This window comes from Mesorhizobium sp. C277A, assembly GCF_040324395.1.
Classification (GTDB): Bacteria; Pseudomonadota; Alphaproteobacteria; order Rhizobiales; family Rhizobiaceae; genus Mesorhizobium.
In genome coordinates this window covers 473547-488836 of the sequence record NZ_JAMYVW010000002.1, presented here as the reverse complement: position 1 = coordinate 488836, position 15290 = coordinate 473547, and the positions used below count along the sequence as shown (strand labels likewise).

Here is a 15290-nt window from a genome sequence, read left to right as displayed (position 1 = left end):
TTAGGTGGAAAGCAAATGCCCGTGCCCGATGCCCGGCATCGAGCAAGACCACAATCATGGCGATTTTGGCGCGGCCGACCAGGTGATGCCTGCCGAGACCAGCAAGACCGCAGCAGCGACGATCGAAGCGAGGAAGAAGTTGCCCGAGGCTTGCGCCAGCAGGCCGGCGACGACAGGGCCGACGATCTGGCCGATGCCGAAGGAAGCGGTCATCAGCGCAAAAATCCGGCGCGGCGCCTGCGGGACAAGCAGCCTTGCCGTCTGCAGGCCCAGTGCCGTGACGGCGATGAAGGTGCCGCCGAGCAGGACGCCCGCCAACAGCGGCCCGGCGGTGCCGCCGATGGCGACGCTGGCGGTGACGCCGACCACCTCGACCAGGCAGCCCACGGCATAGGCCGCGTAAAGCCCGATCCGTGCCGCTACCTTCTGCCACAGCCGGACCGAGGGAAAGCCGGCAAGGCCGGTGACCATCCAGACGCTTGCCTCGAAGACGCGGCCGCCGCCGCCCTGGCGCACGATGGCGACCAAGAAGGTCGCCGTCACCACATAGCCAAAGCCGAACAGGCCGTAGGCAACGATGACTTTCATCAGCGACCGGTCCCTCGGCAGTGCCGGTTCGCGGTCGGCCACGCCGCTGGCAGGTGCGGTGCCGCCGGCGAGCAAGGCGACGAGCGCAAGGCCGCCGGCGGAAATCGCTGCCGACCACAGCCAGCCCGAAGCCCAGCCGGCATGTTCGGTGACCAGAACCGCCATCAGCGCTGAGGATGCCGCGATGCCGAGGCCGACGCCGCCGAAATGCAGCGCCTGCAGGTCGCTTCTGTTGGCGGCTGCCAGGTGACCGAAGACGATGGAGGCCATGAACACCATGACGAAGGCGCTGGCGAGACCGGCAAGGAAACGGATGAGGATGAAGGCCGTCATCGTTTCGGTCAGTCCCATTAGGGCGGCGAGCGCAGCACTGGCGGCAAGGCCGCCAAACATCAGCAGCCGCTCGCGCCCATGCGCCCAGCCGCCGGCCGCCGCAAGCGCGCCGACGAGGTAGCCGAGGTAGTTGGCCGACGCGATCCAGCCGGCATCGGCCGGCGACAGATGCAGTTCTTCCATCATTCCGGGCAGGATCGGCGTGTAGACGAAACGGCCAATGCCCATGGCGACGGCCATGGCGATCATGCCGGCGAGAGCAAGGCGCGAGGGTGATGGCGCGGCGTTCATTGCAGCGCACAATAAGGGTGCGGACCGATCAGACCAATCCACTTGCGTTGGGCCAGACTTGGCGGCGGCGACAGTGGCCGTTGGCGTGACTGTGCCGAGGCGCGAGGGCCACTTGGCGTCGCGCCGCCCCGCCTGCCGGCACCTTCTCCCCATATAGTGACGGGGAGAAGGGGGTTAACCGTGTGCCTCGGCGCCCTTGCCTGCAGGGCTGGTGATTGGCGAAACCTTCGGCGCCGGCAACCTTTCTCCCTTACGGGGAGAAATGCCCGGCAGGCCAATGAGCGGCAGCGCTGGCGCCGACAGTATCGCCTTCCCAGTTACCGCGTCCGCGATTTCAGCGGCAGCCTGCTTGCGCCGTCTCGTATGCAGTGCGGCGCGCCGTCAGGCGAAACGGCATGTCGCCGAGTTCGCGCTCCGACATGGTGTCGAGCACGGGATGCGACAGCGGATCGGTCACCCAATTGAGGACATCCCCGTCATGGCGCCGCCGCGTGTAGCCGGCGGCAAAGACTTTGAGCAATGATACGATCGTCACCATCCTCGCCTCCTCGGTCTGACTGTCCCGCTAGAATCTGCCCTGTCTCGCCGTCTTTCAATTGAGATTTCGGCCGCGCCGGTTTAGAAAAACTGGAATGGCTATGCTGAACCGCGTCCATCTCAACGGCCTGCGCGCCGTCGAAACCGTCGCCCGCCTCGGCTCGCTGGCGGCCGCTGCCGGCGAGCTCAACGTCTCCGTCAGCGCCGTCAGCCAGCAGATCAACCGCACCGAAAAGCAGCTTGGACAGGCGCTGTTCGAACGAACGGCGAGCGGGCTGGTGCTGACCGAGTTCGGCACGGTTTTTTCCGCCCGGCTGGGCGCCGGTTTTCGCGAGCTGGCGCAGGCAGTGGCGCTGGCCGACGAGGCAAGCCAGTGCACGCTGGTGGTTTCGGTGGCGCCGGCCTTCGCCTCGAAATGGCTGCTGCCGCGATTGTCGCGGCATTTCGACCGCCATCCCAACGTGCTGCTGCGCATCGACGCCTCGGTGCGGCTCGCCGATCTCGAGCGTTCCGACATCGACATCGCCATCCGGCTCGGCGACGGCAAATGGCCGGGCGGCCGGGCGGAACTTTTGTTGGCGCAGGAGGTCTTTCCGGTCTGTGCGCCGGTGATCGCCAAAAAGCTGACGTCGATCGAAGACCTCGCACAGACCTGCGCCATCACCGACGAGCGGGCGATGGTCAACTGGGAGAGCTGGTTCAAGGCCGCCGGAGCCGAGCCGGTCACCTTCCGCAAGGGCGCGCGCTTCACCGACCCGATGCTGTGCCTGGAATCGGCGATCGCCGGCCATGGCGTCATGCTCGGCTGGCAATTGCTGGCCGCCGATGCGCTGGCCGACGGCCGCCTCGTCGCGCCTTTCGGCGTGCGGGCGCAGAGCGGCCTCGGCTACTGGCTGGTGACCTCGGCGACCAAGACCGAAAGCCGCAAGGTGCGCGATTTCAAGATCTGGATCCGCGAGGAAATCGCGGCGACCGTGGCGCAGTTCAGCGCGCTGGAAAGCGCTGCCTAGGGCTGTCCGTCGCGACGGTGCTGGAAAGGACAGCCGCGCCGGCCTATGTTGGAACTCTCACTCCCGGACCAAGGCAGGCAGGATCATGACCACACATTCGCGCGGCGTTTCCGCAACGATCGACCCGGTGAAGCTCGACAGGCTGGCGGAAGTCGCCATCAAGGTCGGGCTGCAATTGCAGCCGGGGCAGGATCTGGTGCTGACCTCGTCGATCGCCGCACTGCCGCTGACCAGGCGCATCGTTGAGCACGCTTATAAAGCGGGCGCCGGCCTGGTGACGCCGATCTTCAACGATGACGAGATCACGCTGGCGCGCTTCCGCTACGGCGCGGATGCCGGCTTCGACCGCGCCGCCGGCTGGATGTATGAAGGCATGGCGAAGGCCTTTTCCAACAATGCGGCGCGGCTTGCCGTGCGCGGCGAGGACCCGTCGCTGTTGTCGGCGCAGGACCCGGCGAAAGTGGCGCGCGCCAACAAGGCGAACTCGATGGCCTACCAGCCGGCGCTGGAAAAGATCACCGGCTTCGACATCAACTGGAACATCGTCGCCTACCCGGATCTCGCCTGGGCAAAACAGGTCTTCCCCGGCGATGCCGACGATGTCGCCGTGGTGAAGCTCGCCGATGCGATCTTTTCGGCATCACGGGTCGATGTGGAAGACCCGATCGCAAACTGGACGGCGCACAATGCAGCGCTGCGCGGCCGCACAAAGTGGCTGAACGAGCACAATTTCCATGATCTGCATTTCAGCGGCCCGGGCACCGACCTCACCGTCGGGCTGGCCGATGGCCATGAATGGATGGGCGGCGCCTCGACTGCCAAGAACGGCGTCACCTGCAATCCGAACATCCCGACCGAGGAGGTCTTCACCACGCCGCATGCACGGCGCGTCTCCGGCCGTGTATCCTCGACCAAGCCGCTGTCCTACCAGGGCACGCTGATCGACGATATCTCGGTGCGTTTCGAAGAGGGCAGGATCGTCGAGGCCAAGGCTTCGAAGGGCGAGGACGTGCTGAAGAAAGTGCTCGACACCGACGAGGGTTCGCGCCGGCTCGGCGAGGTGGCGCTGGTGCCGCATTCCTCGCCGATCTCGGCCAGCGGCCTGCTGTTCTTCAACACGCTGTTCGACGAGAACGCCGCCTGCCACATCGCGCTCGGGCAGTGCTATTCAAAATGCTTCGTCGACGGCGCCTCGCTCACCCAGGACGAAATCGCCCAGCGCGGCGGCAACAAGAGTTTTATCCACATCGACTGGATGATCGGCTCCGACAAGATCGACATAGACGGCGTGCACAAGGATGGCCGCAAGGTGCCGGTGATGCGCAAGGGTGAGTGGGCGTAAGCTCGCGGAGGGCGGATGGCCTTCGACCTGACGGTCAAGCGAATTTACGAAGCACCCGCGCCCGATGATGGGCAGCGGGTGCTGGTTGATCGCATCTGGCCGCGCGGCATCAGCAAGGAGGATGCCGCGCTGACGCTGTGGCTGAAGGAGATCGCGCCGAGCGATGAATTGCGGAGGTGGTTCGGACATGAGCCGGCGCGATGGGCGGAGTTTCAGGTGCGGTATTCGGTCGAGCTGGATGGGAATAGAGAAGCGGTGGCGAAACTGCGTGGCTTGCTCGGCAAGGCCAAGGTGACGCTGCTTTATGGCGCACATCACGAGGCGCATAACAATGCGGTGGCGTTGGCGGGGTATTTGCGCTGGACGGGTTGAGAGACAGCGAACCGCTGCATACGCCGCAAGCGAAAGCCTTCACAATTAGCGATCGCCCTCCACGCGTTCGTCATCCTCGTGTCTGCGCTGCGTCGCTTCGCTCCTTGCTACGCCATAGGCTGACGAGGCAGGGCTACGCTACTTCACCACCCCTTCATAAGCCTCCGGCTTGAACCCCACCAAAATCTCATCCCCGACCTCGAGCACCGGGCGCTTGATCATCGTCGGGTTGGCCAGCATCAGCTTCCTGGCCTTCTTCTCGTCGAGCCCTTGCTTGTGCTTGTCGGGCAGTTCGCGGAAGGTCGTGCTGCCCTTGTTGAGCAGCTTTTCCCAGCCAACCTTGCCGATCCATCCATCCAGTCTGCCCACCTCTATCCCCTCGGCCCGGTAGTCGTGAAAACGGTAAGGCACATCGTGGCCCTCCAGCCAGGTGCGCGCCTTCCTGATCGTGTCGCAGGTGGTGATGCCGTACATGGTGATCGTCAAAACGCACTTCCCTTGGGCTGGTGGTCGAATCCGCCGGACAGCCTAAAACCGTCCTTCCCGCTTTGCCAGCACCCCGGTCACATCAGCCCATTTTTAGGGCTTGCCAATACTAAGGAATTTTCCTAAGTATCTTTCTATACCCGTCGACGGACCTCAGGATCGCCCATGCCAAGCCTCCACGCCCCAACTACAAGTCTCCCGCCGATCGACGGCATCTTCCGCGCGCTGGCTGACCCGACGCGGCGGCGCGTGGTCGAGCGGTTGAACCGCAGTCCGGCCTCGGTCAGCGAGTTGGCGCAGCCTTTCGAGATGGCGCTGCCTTCCTTCATCGAGCATCTGAAAGTGCTGGAAGGCTGCGGTCTGGTGCGATCGGAAAAAATCGGCCGCACCAGGACCTATCAGCTGGCGCCCGAACCGCTGCAGCTCGCCGAAAACTGGCTGGCCGAACAGCGCACGCTGTGGGAGCGCCGACTCAATCAATTCGACGCCTATGTGATGAGCCTCAAGGAGCAAGAAAAGTGAGCTATCCCTTCAAGCCCGACCCCAGACTGGACCTTGTGCTGGAGCGCAAGCTCGACGCGCCGCGCGAACTCTTGTGGAGCGCGATGACGGTGCCGGAGCATGTCAAGCAATGGTTCACGCCCAAGCCCTGGCTGATCACCGATTGCGAGATCGACCTTCGTCCGGGCGGACTGTTCCGGACGCGCATGCAATCGCCCGACGGCAAGGAGGTCAACGACCGCCATTGCTGCTATCTCGAGATCGTGCCGAACGAGCGGCTGGTGTGGACCGATGCGCTGCTGCCGGGCTATCGGCCCTCCGGCGAGCCCTTCATCACCGCAGTCATTTCGCTTCAGTCGGATGACAAGGGCACGCGCTACACGGCAACGGCCATCCATCGCGACGAGGCTACCCGCAACAATCATGAAGAGATGGGGTTCTTCGACGGCTGGGGCACGGTGGCCGATCAGTTGGCGCAGTATGTGAAGACCATTTGAGCTTTTCCCACTGCGGCCAGGACTTTGTCCCGGCCGCCTGGTTTTTGGGTCGTGCAGCGAAGTGCGCCGGAACCCTACGGCACCCGGGCTCAGTAGTAGAAGCGCTCTTCGGTGATCTTGCCGTTCTTGACCGTGTACAGGCCAACCTCGTCCATGGTGACCCGTTCGCCGGTCGCCTTGGGCGTTATGTCGAACTTGAAGCGCACCGCGAACTGGTCGCCGTTGACATAGGGGCCTTCGACAGAGCCGCCATGGACTTCGTGGTTCTCTTGCCACCATTCGCCCTTTTGCCTGAGAGCCTCCTTGCCACGGGCGATGGCCATCGGCCCCTCCATGGCTTCGAGGCTGACGATATCATCGGCATTGTACTTTTCACCAGCACCCAGGTGATCCCCCTGCTGGAGCATTTCAGTGAAATCCTTGGCAACATCCGCGATGGTCATGTGTGTTCCTCCTGTTCAGACTGGTTTGAAGTAGGGAAGCGCTTGCCGGCCCGCCACCTTTACCCGCACGACAGCTGACAAGGTGTGTCAGGACGATGATATAGCGCGGCTGTGTGACGACGATTGCGGCGGCGTCGGACAGCGACTTCGGTTGCAGACAAAAGCCAATTCCGCAATGCTGGGTGCATGTGCAACCTCTACAACATCACGACGACGCAAGAGGCGGTCCGCCAATGGACCCGCACATTGCGCGATATCAGCGGCAACCTCGAACCTTCGCTTGATGTCTATCCCAATCAACCTGGGCTTGTCGTTCGCAACAGGACGGATGGGGAGCGTGAACTGGCGAAACTGCTTTGGGGGTTGCCAACGCCGCCCGAGCGCATGAAAGGTAAGGCCGACTACGGCACCACCAACGTTCGCAATCCGCAATATTCGCACTGGCAGCAATATGTGGGCGTCGAGCACAGATGTGTCGTGCCGGTGACCAGCTTTGCCGAGCCCAGCCCTGCGGCGAACGATAAAGACCCGGAAACAGGAATCCAGCGAAATTACTGGTTTGCCCGTGGCGAGAGCCGGCCGCTGTTCTTCTTCGCTGGTTTCTGGACGTCTTGGCAGGGCGTGCGAAAGGTCAAGGACGGTCCCGGCGACTTCGAGCTATACGCCTTCATGACCACCAAGCCTAATGCTCTCATTGCGCCGATACATGAGAAGGCTATGCCCGTGATCCTCACCACGCCGGAGGAAACCGAGGCTTGGCTGACGGCGCCATGGTCGGAAGCACGGCGTTTGCAGCGGACGGCGCCCAACGACGCGTTGGTGATCGTTGAGAAGCCAGCCACACAGATCAAGTTCCCACCACAGGCCCCGGCCCAAGGGTCTCTGTTTTAGCCCGAAATCGGCTCTCCTCAATCGTCGTCTCGCCAGATTACCCGGCGAACCATGCGGATTTCGACAAGACGTCTGACGCGAATTTTAAGGCGTTCAGCAGCGCTTGGCAGAATGATTCCTGCATCGAGCTCACGACCTTTGCAGCGCTCGCACCGCATGTGCCGCTCCACATCCCAAAAGGGGATATCACCAACCAGCTTTGCGAGATCGCCAGGCAGATAGTGTCGAGTGATGTTGCAGTTCCGACATCGAACACGAATTAGCTGCCCGACTTCATGCGCCAAGCAGAGGGTTTGCACATTTCGGCGCGGTCGGGTGCTTAGTTCGGGCATCCCGCAAAGTAGGAATATGTTCCTTTGCGAGTCAATTCACACTTAATTCCACCTTGGCGATCTTCACAGCAGGTTAAATCCAACCGTCGATGAAGGGATTGGGTTGGATCAGCTTCGCAGCATAGGGCAGTTGGCACCACGGCGCAGGCTGATATGCGCCACGTCGCCGACGCTGAATTGAAAGCCCTCGGCCTGGCGCGGCGCATCGATCACCACCGGCAATCCCTGCCCCAGCTCAGCATGCAGCCGCAGCGTGCGGCCGTGGAAGACGATGGAGTTGACGCGCGCCGGCGCGGTGCCGGCGGCGGCATCGGTGGTGGCCAGCAAGTCCTCGGGGCGAACGCCGATGGTGCGCTCAGTGCCTTCGCCGGGTGTGTCGCCGGTTTCAGATGTTGCTTCCAGCGAAAGCCCGCCAGCGGCGAAGCGCAGGCGGTCGCCGTCGCGGCCGATGAAGCGCGATTGCAAGAGGTTCATGGTGCCGATGAAGCTTGCGACGAATTTCGTCGCCGGCCGGTCGTAAAGCGTAGCCGGCGGCGCGATCTGCTCGATGCGGCCCTTGTTCATGACGACGATGCGGTCGGAGATCGACAGCGCTTCGGTCTGGTCGTGGGTGACCATGACGAAGGTGGTGCCGAGCCGCGACTGCAGCCGCTTCAGTTCGACCTGCATCTGTTCGCGCAGATGCGCATCGAGCGCCGACAGCGGTTCATCGAGCAACAGAACGCGCGGCTCGCAGACTATGGCTCGGGCGAGCGCGACGCGCTGGCGCTGGCCACCCGACAGTTCGGAAACGCGGGCGCCGAGCTTGTCGGCGAGGCCGACCATGTCGAGGGCTTCGCGGACGCGCTTTGCCTGCTCGGCGCCGGACAGTTTGCGCAGCGACAGGCCGAAGCCGACATTCTCGGCGACGTTCATATGCGGGAACAGCGCATAATCCTGGAACACGGTGTTGACGGGACGGTCGAACGGCCTGAGCGCGGTGATGTCGCGACCATCGAGCAGCACCTTGCCGCTCGACGGGCTCTCGAAACCGGCAATGACGCGCAGGCTGGTGGTCTTGCCGCAGCCCGAGGGCCCGAGCAGGGTGATGAACTCGCCGCTGATAATGTCGAGATCGACGGCGTCGAGCCCGACAATGCCGCCGGGGAAAACCTTCGAGACCGTGTCCAGGCGTACCAGCGCATCAGGCGCCATCGCGAACCTCGGACGGCTTGGTGGTGTTGACCCAGAGGATCTGGCAAGGCTCGGTGCCGGGATTGCGGAAGGCGTGCAGAAGCGTGCTCTTGAAGGCAAAGGAGTCGCCGCTCTTCAGCACGTATTTTGTCGAGTCCACCACCAGTTCGACCTCGCCCGACAGGACATAGCCGAACTCGTGACCGATATGCGCATAGGCTTCCGCCGTGCCGCCATCGGCTTCCACGGTCACCAAGAGGCCGGTCAGCGCCGCGCCCGGCGGCGACAGCAGCGCCTTGGCGATGCCTTCCGACTTGACCGGGAGCTGCCGCCTTTTGTCGGCGCGCACGCAATAGAGATCGTTGGCGGCTTCGTTGCCGTCGGTGATCAGCGCCGAAGGCTCGATGTCGAGCGCGGCCGCAAGCGGCCAGATCACCTTGACGCGCAGCGAAGACAGGCCGCGCTCGATCTGGCTCAGCGCACCGATGGAGACGCCGGCTTTTGCTGCCAGCTCGGCCAACGACAAATTGCGCTCCAGCCGCAGCGCCCGCACGCGCCGGCCGACGCGAATGTCGGCGTCGGCCTTTGGTTTCGCTTCAAGCATGTCCATCAGTTGGTCCTTGTTGCAGTCTTTGGCGCGGCGGCAAGACCCGCGGGCTTCAGGAGATTAGTCACAATTACCTGCCGTCGGCGCTGCCCCTCATTGTCCTGCCGGACATTTCTCCCCGTATAGTGACGGGGAGAAAGCGGCTGGTCGCAAACTCGGCGCCATTTCTGCAACGTTTGCGATTTGCGAAATCGCTGGTGACAGCGCCCCTCTCCCCGTCACTATACGGGGAGAGGATGCCGGCAGGCAGGTGAGGGGCAGCGCAACCGTCGGCGATGGATCCCTCAGCCGCCCGCCTTCACTTTCTCGAACATCTTCGCCACATCGTCGTTCTGCTTCATCGGGCCGGTGAAGATGGTGGTCTTCAGCATCACCTCCGGGTCCGCCGGCAATTGCAGCTTGTCCAGTTCGTCCTTCGCCACGCCGGCGAAGGCGGTGCTCAGCGAGCTGCCATAGCCGTAGGCCTGGATCAGGTACTTACCCGAGTCGGCGTCGAGCCGGCTGTTGATGAAGTCATAGGCGAGGTCGACGTTTTTGGCGTCCTTGAGCATGACGAAGCCGCAGGCCCAGGTCAGCATGCCCTCCTTCGGCTTCATGAACTCGACCGGCACGCCCTGCTTCTTCAGCGAGGTTGCCGACGCGTTCCAGGTCATGGCGGCGACCAGCTGGCCGCTGGCCAGCGCCTGTTCGACCGAGGTCATGTCGGTGGTGTAGTTGGAGAGCAGCGGACGCTGCTCGCGCAATTTTTCCGCCACCTTGTCCATCTGCTCCGGCGTCATATCGAAGGGGTTTACGCCGGCCAGAAGTGCTGCAACGATCGGCGTGTCATGCACGGCATCGATGGTCGCCATGCGGCCGGCATATTGCTTGTCCCACAGAAGGTTCCAGCTCGCTTCCGGGTTCTTCACCAGATCGGTGCGGTAGAGGATCGAGGTGTTGCCCCAGTCCCACGGCACCATCCAGACCTTGCCGTCGCCGGCCTGGATGTCGGGCAGGTTCTTGAACACCGGGAAGATCGAATCCCAGTTCTTGATGCGCTTGGTATCGATCGGCTGCAGCAGGCCTTCCTTGTTCCAGCGCGCCACCTTGTCGTAGCAGGGATGGGCGATATCGGGGCGGAAGCCGGCCTTGACCTTGGTGAAGGCATCGTCGTCGTCGCCGAAGATCGAGGCCTCGACGCCATCCGGATGGGCCGTCAGGAAGCTCTTGTTGAAGTCGGGCAGTTCATAGCCGGACCAGGTGAAATATTGCAGCTTGTCGGCGGCGAAGGCGACAGTCGACGACAGGACGATTGCAAGCGCGGCAAGCCCGGTGCGGGCTGTCTTTGCAGTGATCGATTTCGGGCCAGTGATCGATTTCAGCCCAGTAATTGATTTCGGGTCGAATGCCATTTCGGTTCTCCTCTTTTGTTATGGTTCAGGCTGGACTGGTGGGCGCCGTCCGACGGGCTGTGCTCAGCCCGCGATGGCGCAGGATTTCGGCGATGCCGGCGATGATGACGGACACAGCAAGGATAGCTGTCCCCAGCGCCATCACGGTAGGCAGCGAGCGAGGAAAACGCAGTTGGCTCCAGATGTAGAGCGGCAGCGTCGGCTCGGTGCCGGCGAGGAAGAAGACGACGATGAACTCGTCGAAGGAAATCAGAAAGGCCAGCATGAAGGCCGAGACGATGGCCGGCAGCGAGAGCGGCAACATCACCCGCCGGAAGGTCGTCCAGTCGGAAGCGCCGAGATCGAGTGCGGCCTCGCGAATGGTTTTCGGAATTGCGGCAAACCGGCTGCGCATGATCACCACGGTGGTCGGCAGCGCCACCAGTATGTGGCCGAGAACGATGGCGATGCGCGACGGGCCGAGGCCGATGAGATTGACGAGGATCAGCAACGATATGCCGACGATGACGCCGGGGATCAGGATCGGCAGCCTGGAGATGGCGCTGATGGTGGCGGCGAGCGGCGAACGACCGTAGAGGTCCATATAGGAGACGGTGATGCCGCAGAGCGTGGCGCCGGCGGCGGCCACGACGCCAATGACGAGACTGTTCAAAAGCGCGCCGGACAGCGCCGGATTGCCATAGAGCGTGGCATACCATTCGAGCGTGAAGCCCTCCAGCGGAAACGCGGCCTGGATGGAGTTGTTGAAGGAAAACAGCGGGATCAACAGCACCGGCAGATAGAGGAAGACGAGATAGGCAAGCACATAGACGCCGAGCCAGCCGCGGCCATCATCTCTCCGCGCCGCGCTCATGTGCGGCTGCCGAATTTGCGGTCGGCGCCGCGTGCGACCAGCACCACGCAGAGGATGACCAGCATCACGCAGACTGAAAGTGCCGCCCCGACCGGCCAGTCATTGGCCTTGCCGAACTGCGACTGGATCAATGTGCCGATCATGGTGCTGGCGGGACCGCCGACCATGGCCGGGGTGACATAGTCGCCGACCGTCGGCACAAAGACGACGAGGGCGGCCGCCAGAACGCCCGGCATCGAATTGGGCAAGACGACGCGGCGAAACGCCGTGAACGGTCTGGCGCCGAGATCGGAGGCGGCTTCGAGCAGCGATTTCGGGATGGTGTCCAGCGCCACATAGATCGGCAGGATGGCGAAGGGCGCATAGGCATGCGCCAGCGTGACGACCACCGCCGCCGGCGTGTTGAGGAAGGCCAGCGTCGGTTCCGACCAGATGCCGCTTTCGATCAGCGCCGAGTTCAAGACGCCATTGTAGGCCAGCACGATCTTCCACGCGAAAACACGCAGGAGATAGCTGGTCCAGAACGGCAGGGTCACCAGAAACAAAAGCAGGCTGCGGCGGCGGCCGGCATGGAAGGCGAGATAGTAGGCGACGGGATAGGCGGTGACGACGGTTGCCAGCGTCACCAGGCCGGCGATCACCAGCGAGCGCAGCGTCACCGTCCAGTAGAGCGGATCGGAGACCACGGTGATGAAGTTGCCTGCCGTGAAGCCGGCGCCGAGCAGCGAGCCGTCATTGCCGCGCAAAGCGAGGAACAGCACCAGGCCGAGGGCAAACAGGATCAGGAAGAAGGTGACGAGCCCGCCCGGCAGCAACATGGCGAAGCGGAAGCCCCGGGCGGAGCCTGCTGGCGCTTCAGACGCAACGACGGTCGACATCGGGCTACTCGACAGAAATATGAAATCGACTTAACTTTTTTCATATTTGTGAAACTGTCAAGTTGAATCAACGCTCGAACGCGTCCAGCATCCGGTACCAGGCGATGGTCGCGGCAACGCCGACCTGGCGGAAGGCGTGGAACGGGATCGGCCGGACCGGCGACAGCGGGAACGGCAATTGATTGACATCGCCGCCCGCGAGGTAGCCCGCCATGCGTTTTCCCAGCGCGGTCATCAGGCCGACGCCCCTGCCCTGGCAACCAACTACGGCGAGCAGGCCCTTTTCCGGCTCATGGATGTGCGGCAGGTGATCCGGCGTCATCGCCACACGACCGAACCAGCGTTTCTCGATCGAGATATGGGCCAAGGCCGGATAGAGCCGCACCAGCGCGCGCTGCAGATGCGCCCAGTCGGCCTCGCTCCTCGGCCGCGCCATGCGGCCGCGGCCGCCAAGCACCAGATGGCCGTCGGTTGTTTTGCGGTAGTAGACGAGAATGCGCCTGGAGTCGGACACCGCCTGCCCTTCCGGCAGGATCGTCGCCGCAAGGTTGGATGACAGCGGCGCGGTCGCGACCTGGAAGGAATGCAGCGGCACGATCGTTTCGGCGAGGCCCGGAAGCAGTCCATCGGTATAAGCGTTCGTCGCCAGGACAACCGCTTTCGCCCGCACCTCGGCGCCGTTTTCGGTTGAAACACCCCAAAGGCCGCCCTCCTTGCGGAGTTTCACCACCTTCTGCCGCTCGGCAATGCTGGCGCCGGCGGCGGCAGCGATGCGCGCCAGTTCCACTGTATAGGCGAGCGGATCGATGACGCCGGCGCGGCGGTCGAGCCAGCCGCCGAGATAGCCTTGCGCGCCGGTCTTATCGGCGATCTCGCTTTCATTCAGAAGCCGGACATCGGCGCCACGCGCCCGCCATTGAAGATCCCTGTTCGCCGCCGCTTTCAATGCGGTTTCGGTATGCGCGGCCTGGATCCAGCCCTTGCGCGTGAACGGCACCGCCAGCTTTTCGTCGCGGATGAGATCGAACACCGTATCCGCCGCCGAGGCGGCGAAATCGACCAGCGCCCGGCCACGCTCGGGGCCGAAATGCTCGAGCAGCCATTCGGGATCATATTTCAGGCCGGGAATGACCTGGCCGCCATTGAGGCCCGAGGCGCCCTGGCCGATCTCGCCGGCCTCCAGCACCTGTACACCGAGACCGAGCCGGGCTGCGTGCAAGGCGGTCGACAGGCCCATGAAGCCGCCGCCGACGATGGCAACGTCGACCGGCGCAGTGACGAGCAACTGGAAGGCGGATGCGGTCTGCGGCTTCTGCCAGATCGGAACGGAAAACGGTGTGGGCAAGGCTTCACCTGGAGTATGCGGAAAATGAAAATTCTAGTGCTAGTTTCATTTTTTTGAAAGAGCGGGCCTCATGTCAGAACCGACAATTGCCTGCGCCACGGGATAGACCTTTGGCGTGAATCCGGTGAAAGTGCCGCGGCCCAGCTGCCATCTCGATCATCAAAGGACCGTAAGCCATGACGAACCCAACGCAGCTTCCAGCCGACGGGCTCTTCATCGGCCGAGCCAGGGCAAGCGATGCCTCGCATCCTCTGGTGGTCACCGTGCGCGACGGGATCGTTTTCGACGTCACCTCGACCACCGCACCCACAGTGCGCGACATCTGCGAGATGGCCGATCCGGCCGGACACGTGCGCTCTGCCAAGGGCGAACCGATCGGCTCGCTCGACGCGATCGCCGCCAACAGTTTTCAGGCCACCCGCGATCCGGCAAAACCCTATCTGCTCTCGCCTGTCGACCTGCAGGCGGTGAAGGCGTCGGGCGTGACCTTCGTGGTCAGCCTGCTCGAACGCGTCATCGAGGAGCAGGCGCGCGGCTCGGCGGAAAAGGCCGACGCCATCCGCGCCGACATTGCCGGGCTGATCGGCCACGATCTGTCGAAGCTGAAGCCCGGCTCACCCGAAGCGATGGAGATCAAGGCCAAGCTCATCCAGCGCGGCGCCTGGTCGCAATATCTGGAAGTCGGCATCGGCCCCGACGCCGAGATCTTCACCAAATGCCAGCCGATGGCGTCCGTCGGCTTCGGCGCCGATGTCGGGCTGCATCCTGTCTCCACCTGGAACAACCCCGAGCCGGAGATCGCCATGATCGCCGCCAGCACCGGCAGGATCGTCGGCGCCACCATCGGCAACGACGTCAATCTTCGCGACGTCGAGGGACGCTCGGCGCTGCTGCTCGGCAAGGCCAAGGACAACAATGCCTCGGCCTCGCTTGGGCCCTTCATCCGGTTGTTCGACGCAAGCTTTTCCATCGACGATGTCAAGCGCGCCACGGTGCGGCTGAAGGTCGAGGGCGAGGACGGGTTTTCGCTGGAGGGCGCGAGCTCGATGGCCGAGATCAGCCGTTCGCCCGAAGAGCTGGTCGCGGCCGCCATGGGGCCGCACCACCAGTATCCCGACGGCTTGGCGCTTTATCTCGGCACCATGTTCGTGCCGTCGAAGGATCGCGGCGAGAAGGGCAAGGGATTCACCCACAAGATCGGCGACATCGTCACCATCTCGTCGGAGAAATTCGGCGCGCTGGTGAACCGCGTGCTTCTGTCGCCCGATTGCCCGCACTGGACCTACGGCGCCAGCCATCTCATGCGGGACCTCGCCAAGGCCGACCTGATCTGATTTCGGAGCAGCGGGACGAACGGATAGCCGATAAACGTTCGTATCCGGTCCCTGTAAGCCGTTTGTTAGCGGAATCCGGGTGACTG

At 63.4% G+C, this 15290-nt stretch carries 17 protein-coding genes; 7 read left to right on the top strand and 10 right to left on the bottom strand.

What is annotated here, in order from left to right; genetic code table 11:
- Window positions 1–54: 54 nt before the first annotated feature.
- Together NKK52_RS02320 and NKK52_RS02315 are read right to left on the bottom strand one after the other, a co-directional pair.
- Window positions 55–1212 (bottom strand): YbfB/YjiJ family MFS transporter, encoded by a 1158-nt coding sequence (locus tag NKK52_RS02320; RefSeq protein ID WP_023684386.1) that lies wholly within the window; start codon window positions 1210–1212, stop codon window positions 55–57.
- Window positions 1213–1546: 334 nt separating this feature from the next.
- Window positions 1547–1750: a hypothetical protein gene (locus tag NKK52_RS02315; protein WP_023684387.1), complete on the bottom strand. Its 204-nt coding sequence runs from the start codon at window positions 1748–1750 to the stop codon at window positions 1547–1549.
- Between the two features lie 94 nt (window positions 1751–1844).
- Here NKK52_RS02315 and NKK52_RS02310 point away from each other — a divergent pair, with 94 nt between their 5' ends.
- From NKK52_RS02310 to NKK52_RS02300, 3 genes are all read left to right on the top strand, one after another.
- Entirely contained in the window at window positions 1845–2759 is a 915-nt protein-coding gene (locus NKK52_RS02310; protein ID WP_023752591.1) for a LysR substrate-binding domain-containing protein, read from the top strand.
- Between the two features lie 85 nt (window positions 2760–2844).
- Window positions 2845–4101 (top strand): aminopeptidase, encoded by a 1257-nt coding sequence (locus NKK52_RS02305; protein ID WP_023684389.1) that lies wholly within the window; start codon window positions 2845–2847, stop codon window positions 4099–4101.
- Window positions 4102–4116: 15 nt separating this feature from the next.
- Entirely contained in the window at window positions 4117–4473 is a 357-nt protein-coding gene (locus tag NKK52_RS02300) for a DUF488 domain-containing protein (protein WP_023684390.1), read from the top strand.
- 138 nt (window positions 4474–4611) lie between these two features.
- On the opposite strand, the gene NKK52_RS02295 is transcribed toward NKK52_RS02300, so the two are convergent.
- Entirely contained in the window at window positions 4612–4959 is a 348-nt protein-coding gene (locus tag NKK52_RS02295; RefSeq protein ID WP_023687095.1) for an ArsC family reductase, read from the bottom strand.
- A gap of 165 nt (window positions 4960–5124) precedes the next feature.
- On the opposite strand from NKK52_RS02295, the gene NKK52_RS02290 reads away from it, so the two are divergent.
- Together NKK52_RS02290 and NKK52_RS02285 are read left to right on the top strand one after the other, a co-directional pair.
- Window positions 5125–5481 carry an ArsR/SmtB family transcription factor gene (locus NKK52_RS02290; RefSeq protein ID WP_023684392.1) on the top strand — a complete coding sequence of 119 codons (357 nt, stop codon included), beginning with the start codon at window positions 5125–5127 and terminating at the stop codon, window positions 5479–5481.
- A complete protein-coding gene (locus NKK52_RS02285) occupies window positions 5478–5957 on the top strand; it encodes an SRPBCC family protein (protein ID WP_023668501.1) in 480 nt (159 codons plus the stop codon). Before NKK52_RS02290 ends, NKK52_RS02285 begins: the two co-directional genes overlap by 4 nt.
- Window positions 5958–6046: 89 nt before the next feature.
- Here the strand turns inward: NKK52_RS02285 and NKK52_RS02280 are convergent, their stop codons facing one another.
- On the bottom strand, window positions 6047–6400 hold the full coding sequence (locus NKK52_RS02280) for a nuclear transport factor 2 family protein (RefSeq protein ID WP_023684393.1): 354 nt from the start codon (window positions 6398–6400) through the stop codon (window positions 6047–6049).
- A gap of 186 nt (window positions 6401–6586) precedes the next feature.
- Between NKK52_RS02280 and NKK52_RS02275 the strand changes: the two genes are divergently transcribed.
- Complete coding sequence (locus NKK52_RS02275) at window positions 6587–7291, top strand: SOS response-associated peptidase (RefSeq protein ID WP_023684394.1); 705 nt, start codon at window positions 6587–6589, stop codon at window positions 7289–7291.
- Between the two features lie 440 nt (window positions 7292–7731).
- Here the strand turns inward: NKK52_RS02275 and NKK52_RS02270 are convergent, their stop codons facing one another.
- The 6 genes from NKK52_RS02270 to NKK52_RS02245 all read right to left on the bottom strand — a co-directional run bounded on the left by NKK52_RS02270 (window position 7732) and on the right by NKK52_RS02245 (window position 13870).
- Window positions 7732–8817, bottom strand: a complete 1086-nt coding sequence (locus NKK52_RS02270) for an ABC transporter ATP-binding protein (protein ID WP_023684395.1) — start codon at window positions 8815–8817, stop codon at window positions 7732–7734.
- A complete protein-coding gene (locus NKK52_RS02265) occupies window positions 8807–9406 on the bottom strand; it encodes a helix-turn-helix domain-containing protein (RefSeq protein WP_023684396.1) in 600 nt (199 codons plus the stop codon). The genes NKK52_RS02270 and NKK52_RS02265 overlap by 11 nt, the downstream gene beginning before the upstream one ends.
- A 281-nt stretch (window positions 9407–9687) precedes the next feature.
- Entirely contained in the window at window positions 9688–10794 is a 1107-nt protein-coding gene (locus NKK52_RS02260) for an ABC transporter substrate-binding protein (RefSeq protein ID WP_023668506.1), read from the bottom strand.
- A gap of 25 nt (window positions 10795–10819) precedes the next feature.
- A complete protein-coding gene (locus NKK52_RS02255; protein WP_502902980.1) occupies window positions 10820–11647 on the bottom strand; it encodes an ABC transporter permease in 828 nt (275 codons plus the stop codon).
- Window positions 11644–12525, bottom strand: coding sequence for an ABC transporter permease (locus tag NKK52_RS02250; protein ID WP_023684398.1), 882 nt, complete (start codon window positions 12523–12525; stop codon window positions 11644–11646). The genes NKK52_RS02255 and NKK52_RS02250 overlap by 4 nt, the downstream gene beginning before the upstream one ends.
- 67 nt (window positions 12526–12592) lie before the next feature.
- Window positions 12593–13870: an NAD(P)/FAD-dependent oxidoreductase gene (locus NKK52_RS02245; protein WP_352628192.1), complete on the bottom strand. Its 1278-nt coding sequence runs from the start codon at window positions 13868–13870 to the stop codon at window positions 12593–12595.
- Window positions 13871–14046: 176 nt separating this feature from the next.
- On the opposite strand from NKK52_RS02245, the gene NKK52_RS02240 reads away from it, so the two are divergent.
- Window positions 14047–15204, top strand: a complete 1158-nt coding sequence (locus NKK52_RS02240; protein WP_023684401.1) for a fumarylacetoacetate hydrolase family protein — start codon at window positions 14047–14049, stop codon at window positions 15202–15204.
- Window positions 15205–15290 lie beyond the last annotated feature (86 nt).

What these genes read in the sequence shown, in the direction of transcription:
- NKK52_RS02320 (WP_023684386.1), bottom strand. Translation starts at nt 1,212, where the DNA reads ATGAACGCCGCGCCATCACCCTCGCGCCTTGCTCTCGCCGGCATGATC.
- NKK52_RS02315 (WP_023684387.1), bottom strand. Translation starts at nt 1,750, where the DNA reads ATGGTGACGATCGTATCATTGCTCAAAGTCTTTGCCGCCGGCTACACG.
- NKK52_RS02310 (WP_023752591.1), top strand. Translation starts at nt 1,845, where the DNA reads ATGGCTATGCTGAACCGCGTCCATCTCAACGGCCTGCGCGCCGTCGAA.
- NKK52_RS02305 (WP_023684389.1), top strand. Translation starts at nt 2,845, where the DNA reads ATGACCACACATTCGCGCGGCGTTTCCGCAACGATCGACCCGGTGAAG.
- NKK52_RS02300 (WP_023684390.1), top strand. Translation starts at nt 4,117, where the DNA reads ATGGCCTTCGACCTGACGGTCAAGCGAATTTACGAAGCACCCGCGCCC.
- NKK52_RS02290 (WP_023684392.1), top strand. Translation starts at nt 5,125, where the DNA reads ATGCCAAGCCTCCACGCCCCAACTACAAGTCTCCCGCCGATCGACGGC.
- NKK52_RS02280 (WP_023684393.1), bottom strand. Translation starts at nt 6,400, where the DNA reads ATGACCATCGCGGATGTTGCCAAGGATTTCACTGAAATGCTCCAGCAG.
- NKK52_RS02275 (WP_023684394.1), top strand. Translation starts at nt 6,587, where the DNA reads ATGTGCAACCTCTACAACATCACGACGACGCAAGAGGCGGTCCGCCAA.
- NKK52_RS02270 (WP_023684395.1), bottom strand. Translation starts at nt 8,817, where the DNA reads ATGGCGCCTGATGCGCTGGTACGCCTGGACACGGTCTCGAAGGTTTTC.
- NKK52_RS02265 (WP_023684396.1), bottom strand. Translation starts at nt 9,406, where the DNA reads ATGGACATGCTTGAAGCGAAACCAAAGGCCGACGCCGACATTCGCGTC.
- NKK52_RS02260 (WP_023668506.1), bottom strand. Translation starts at nt 10,794, where the DNA reads ATGGCATTCGACCCGAAATCAATTACTGGGCTGAAATCGATCACTGGC.
- NKK52_RS02255 (WP_502902980.1), bottom strand. Translation starts at nt 11,647, where the DNA reads ATGAGCGCGGCGCGGAGAGATGATGGCCGCGGCTGGCTCGGCGTCTAT.
- NKK52_RS02250 (WP_023684398.1), bottom strand. Translation starts at nt 12,525, where the DNA reads ATGTCGACCGTCGTTGCGTCTGAAGCGCCAGCAGGCTCCGCCCGGGGC.
- NKK52_RS02240 (WP_023684401.1), top strand. Translation starts at nt 14,047, where the DNA reads ATGACGAACCCAACGCAGCTTCCAGCCGACGGGCTCTTCATCGGCCGA.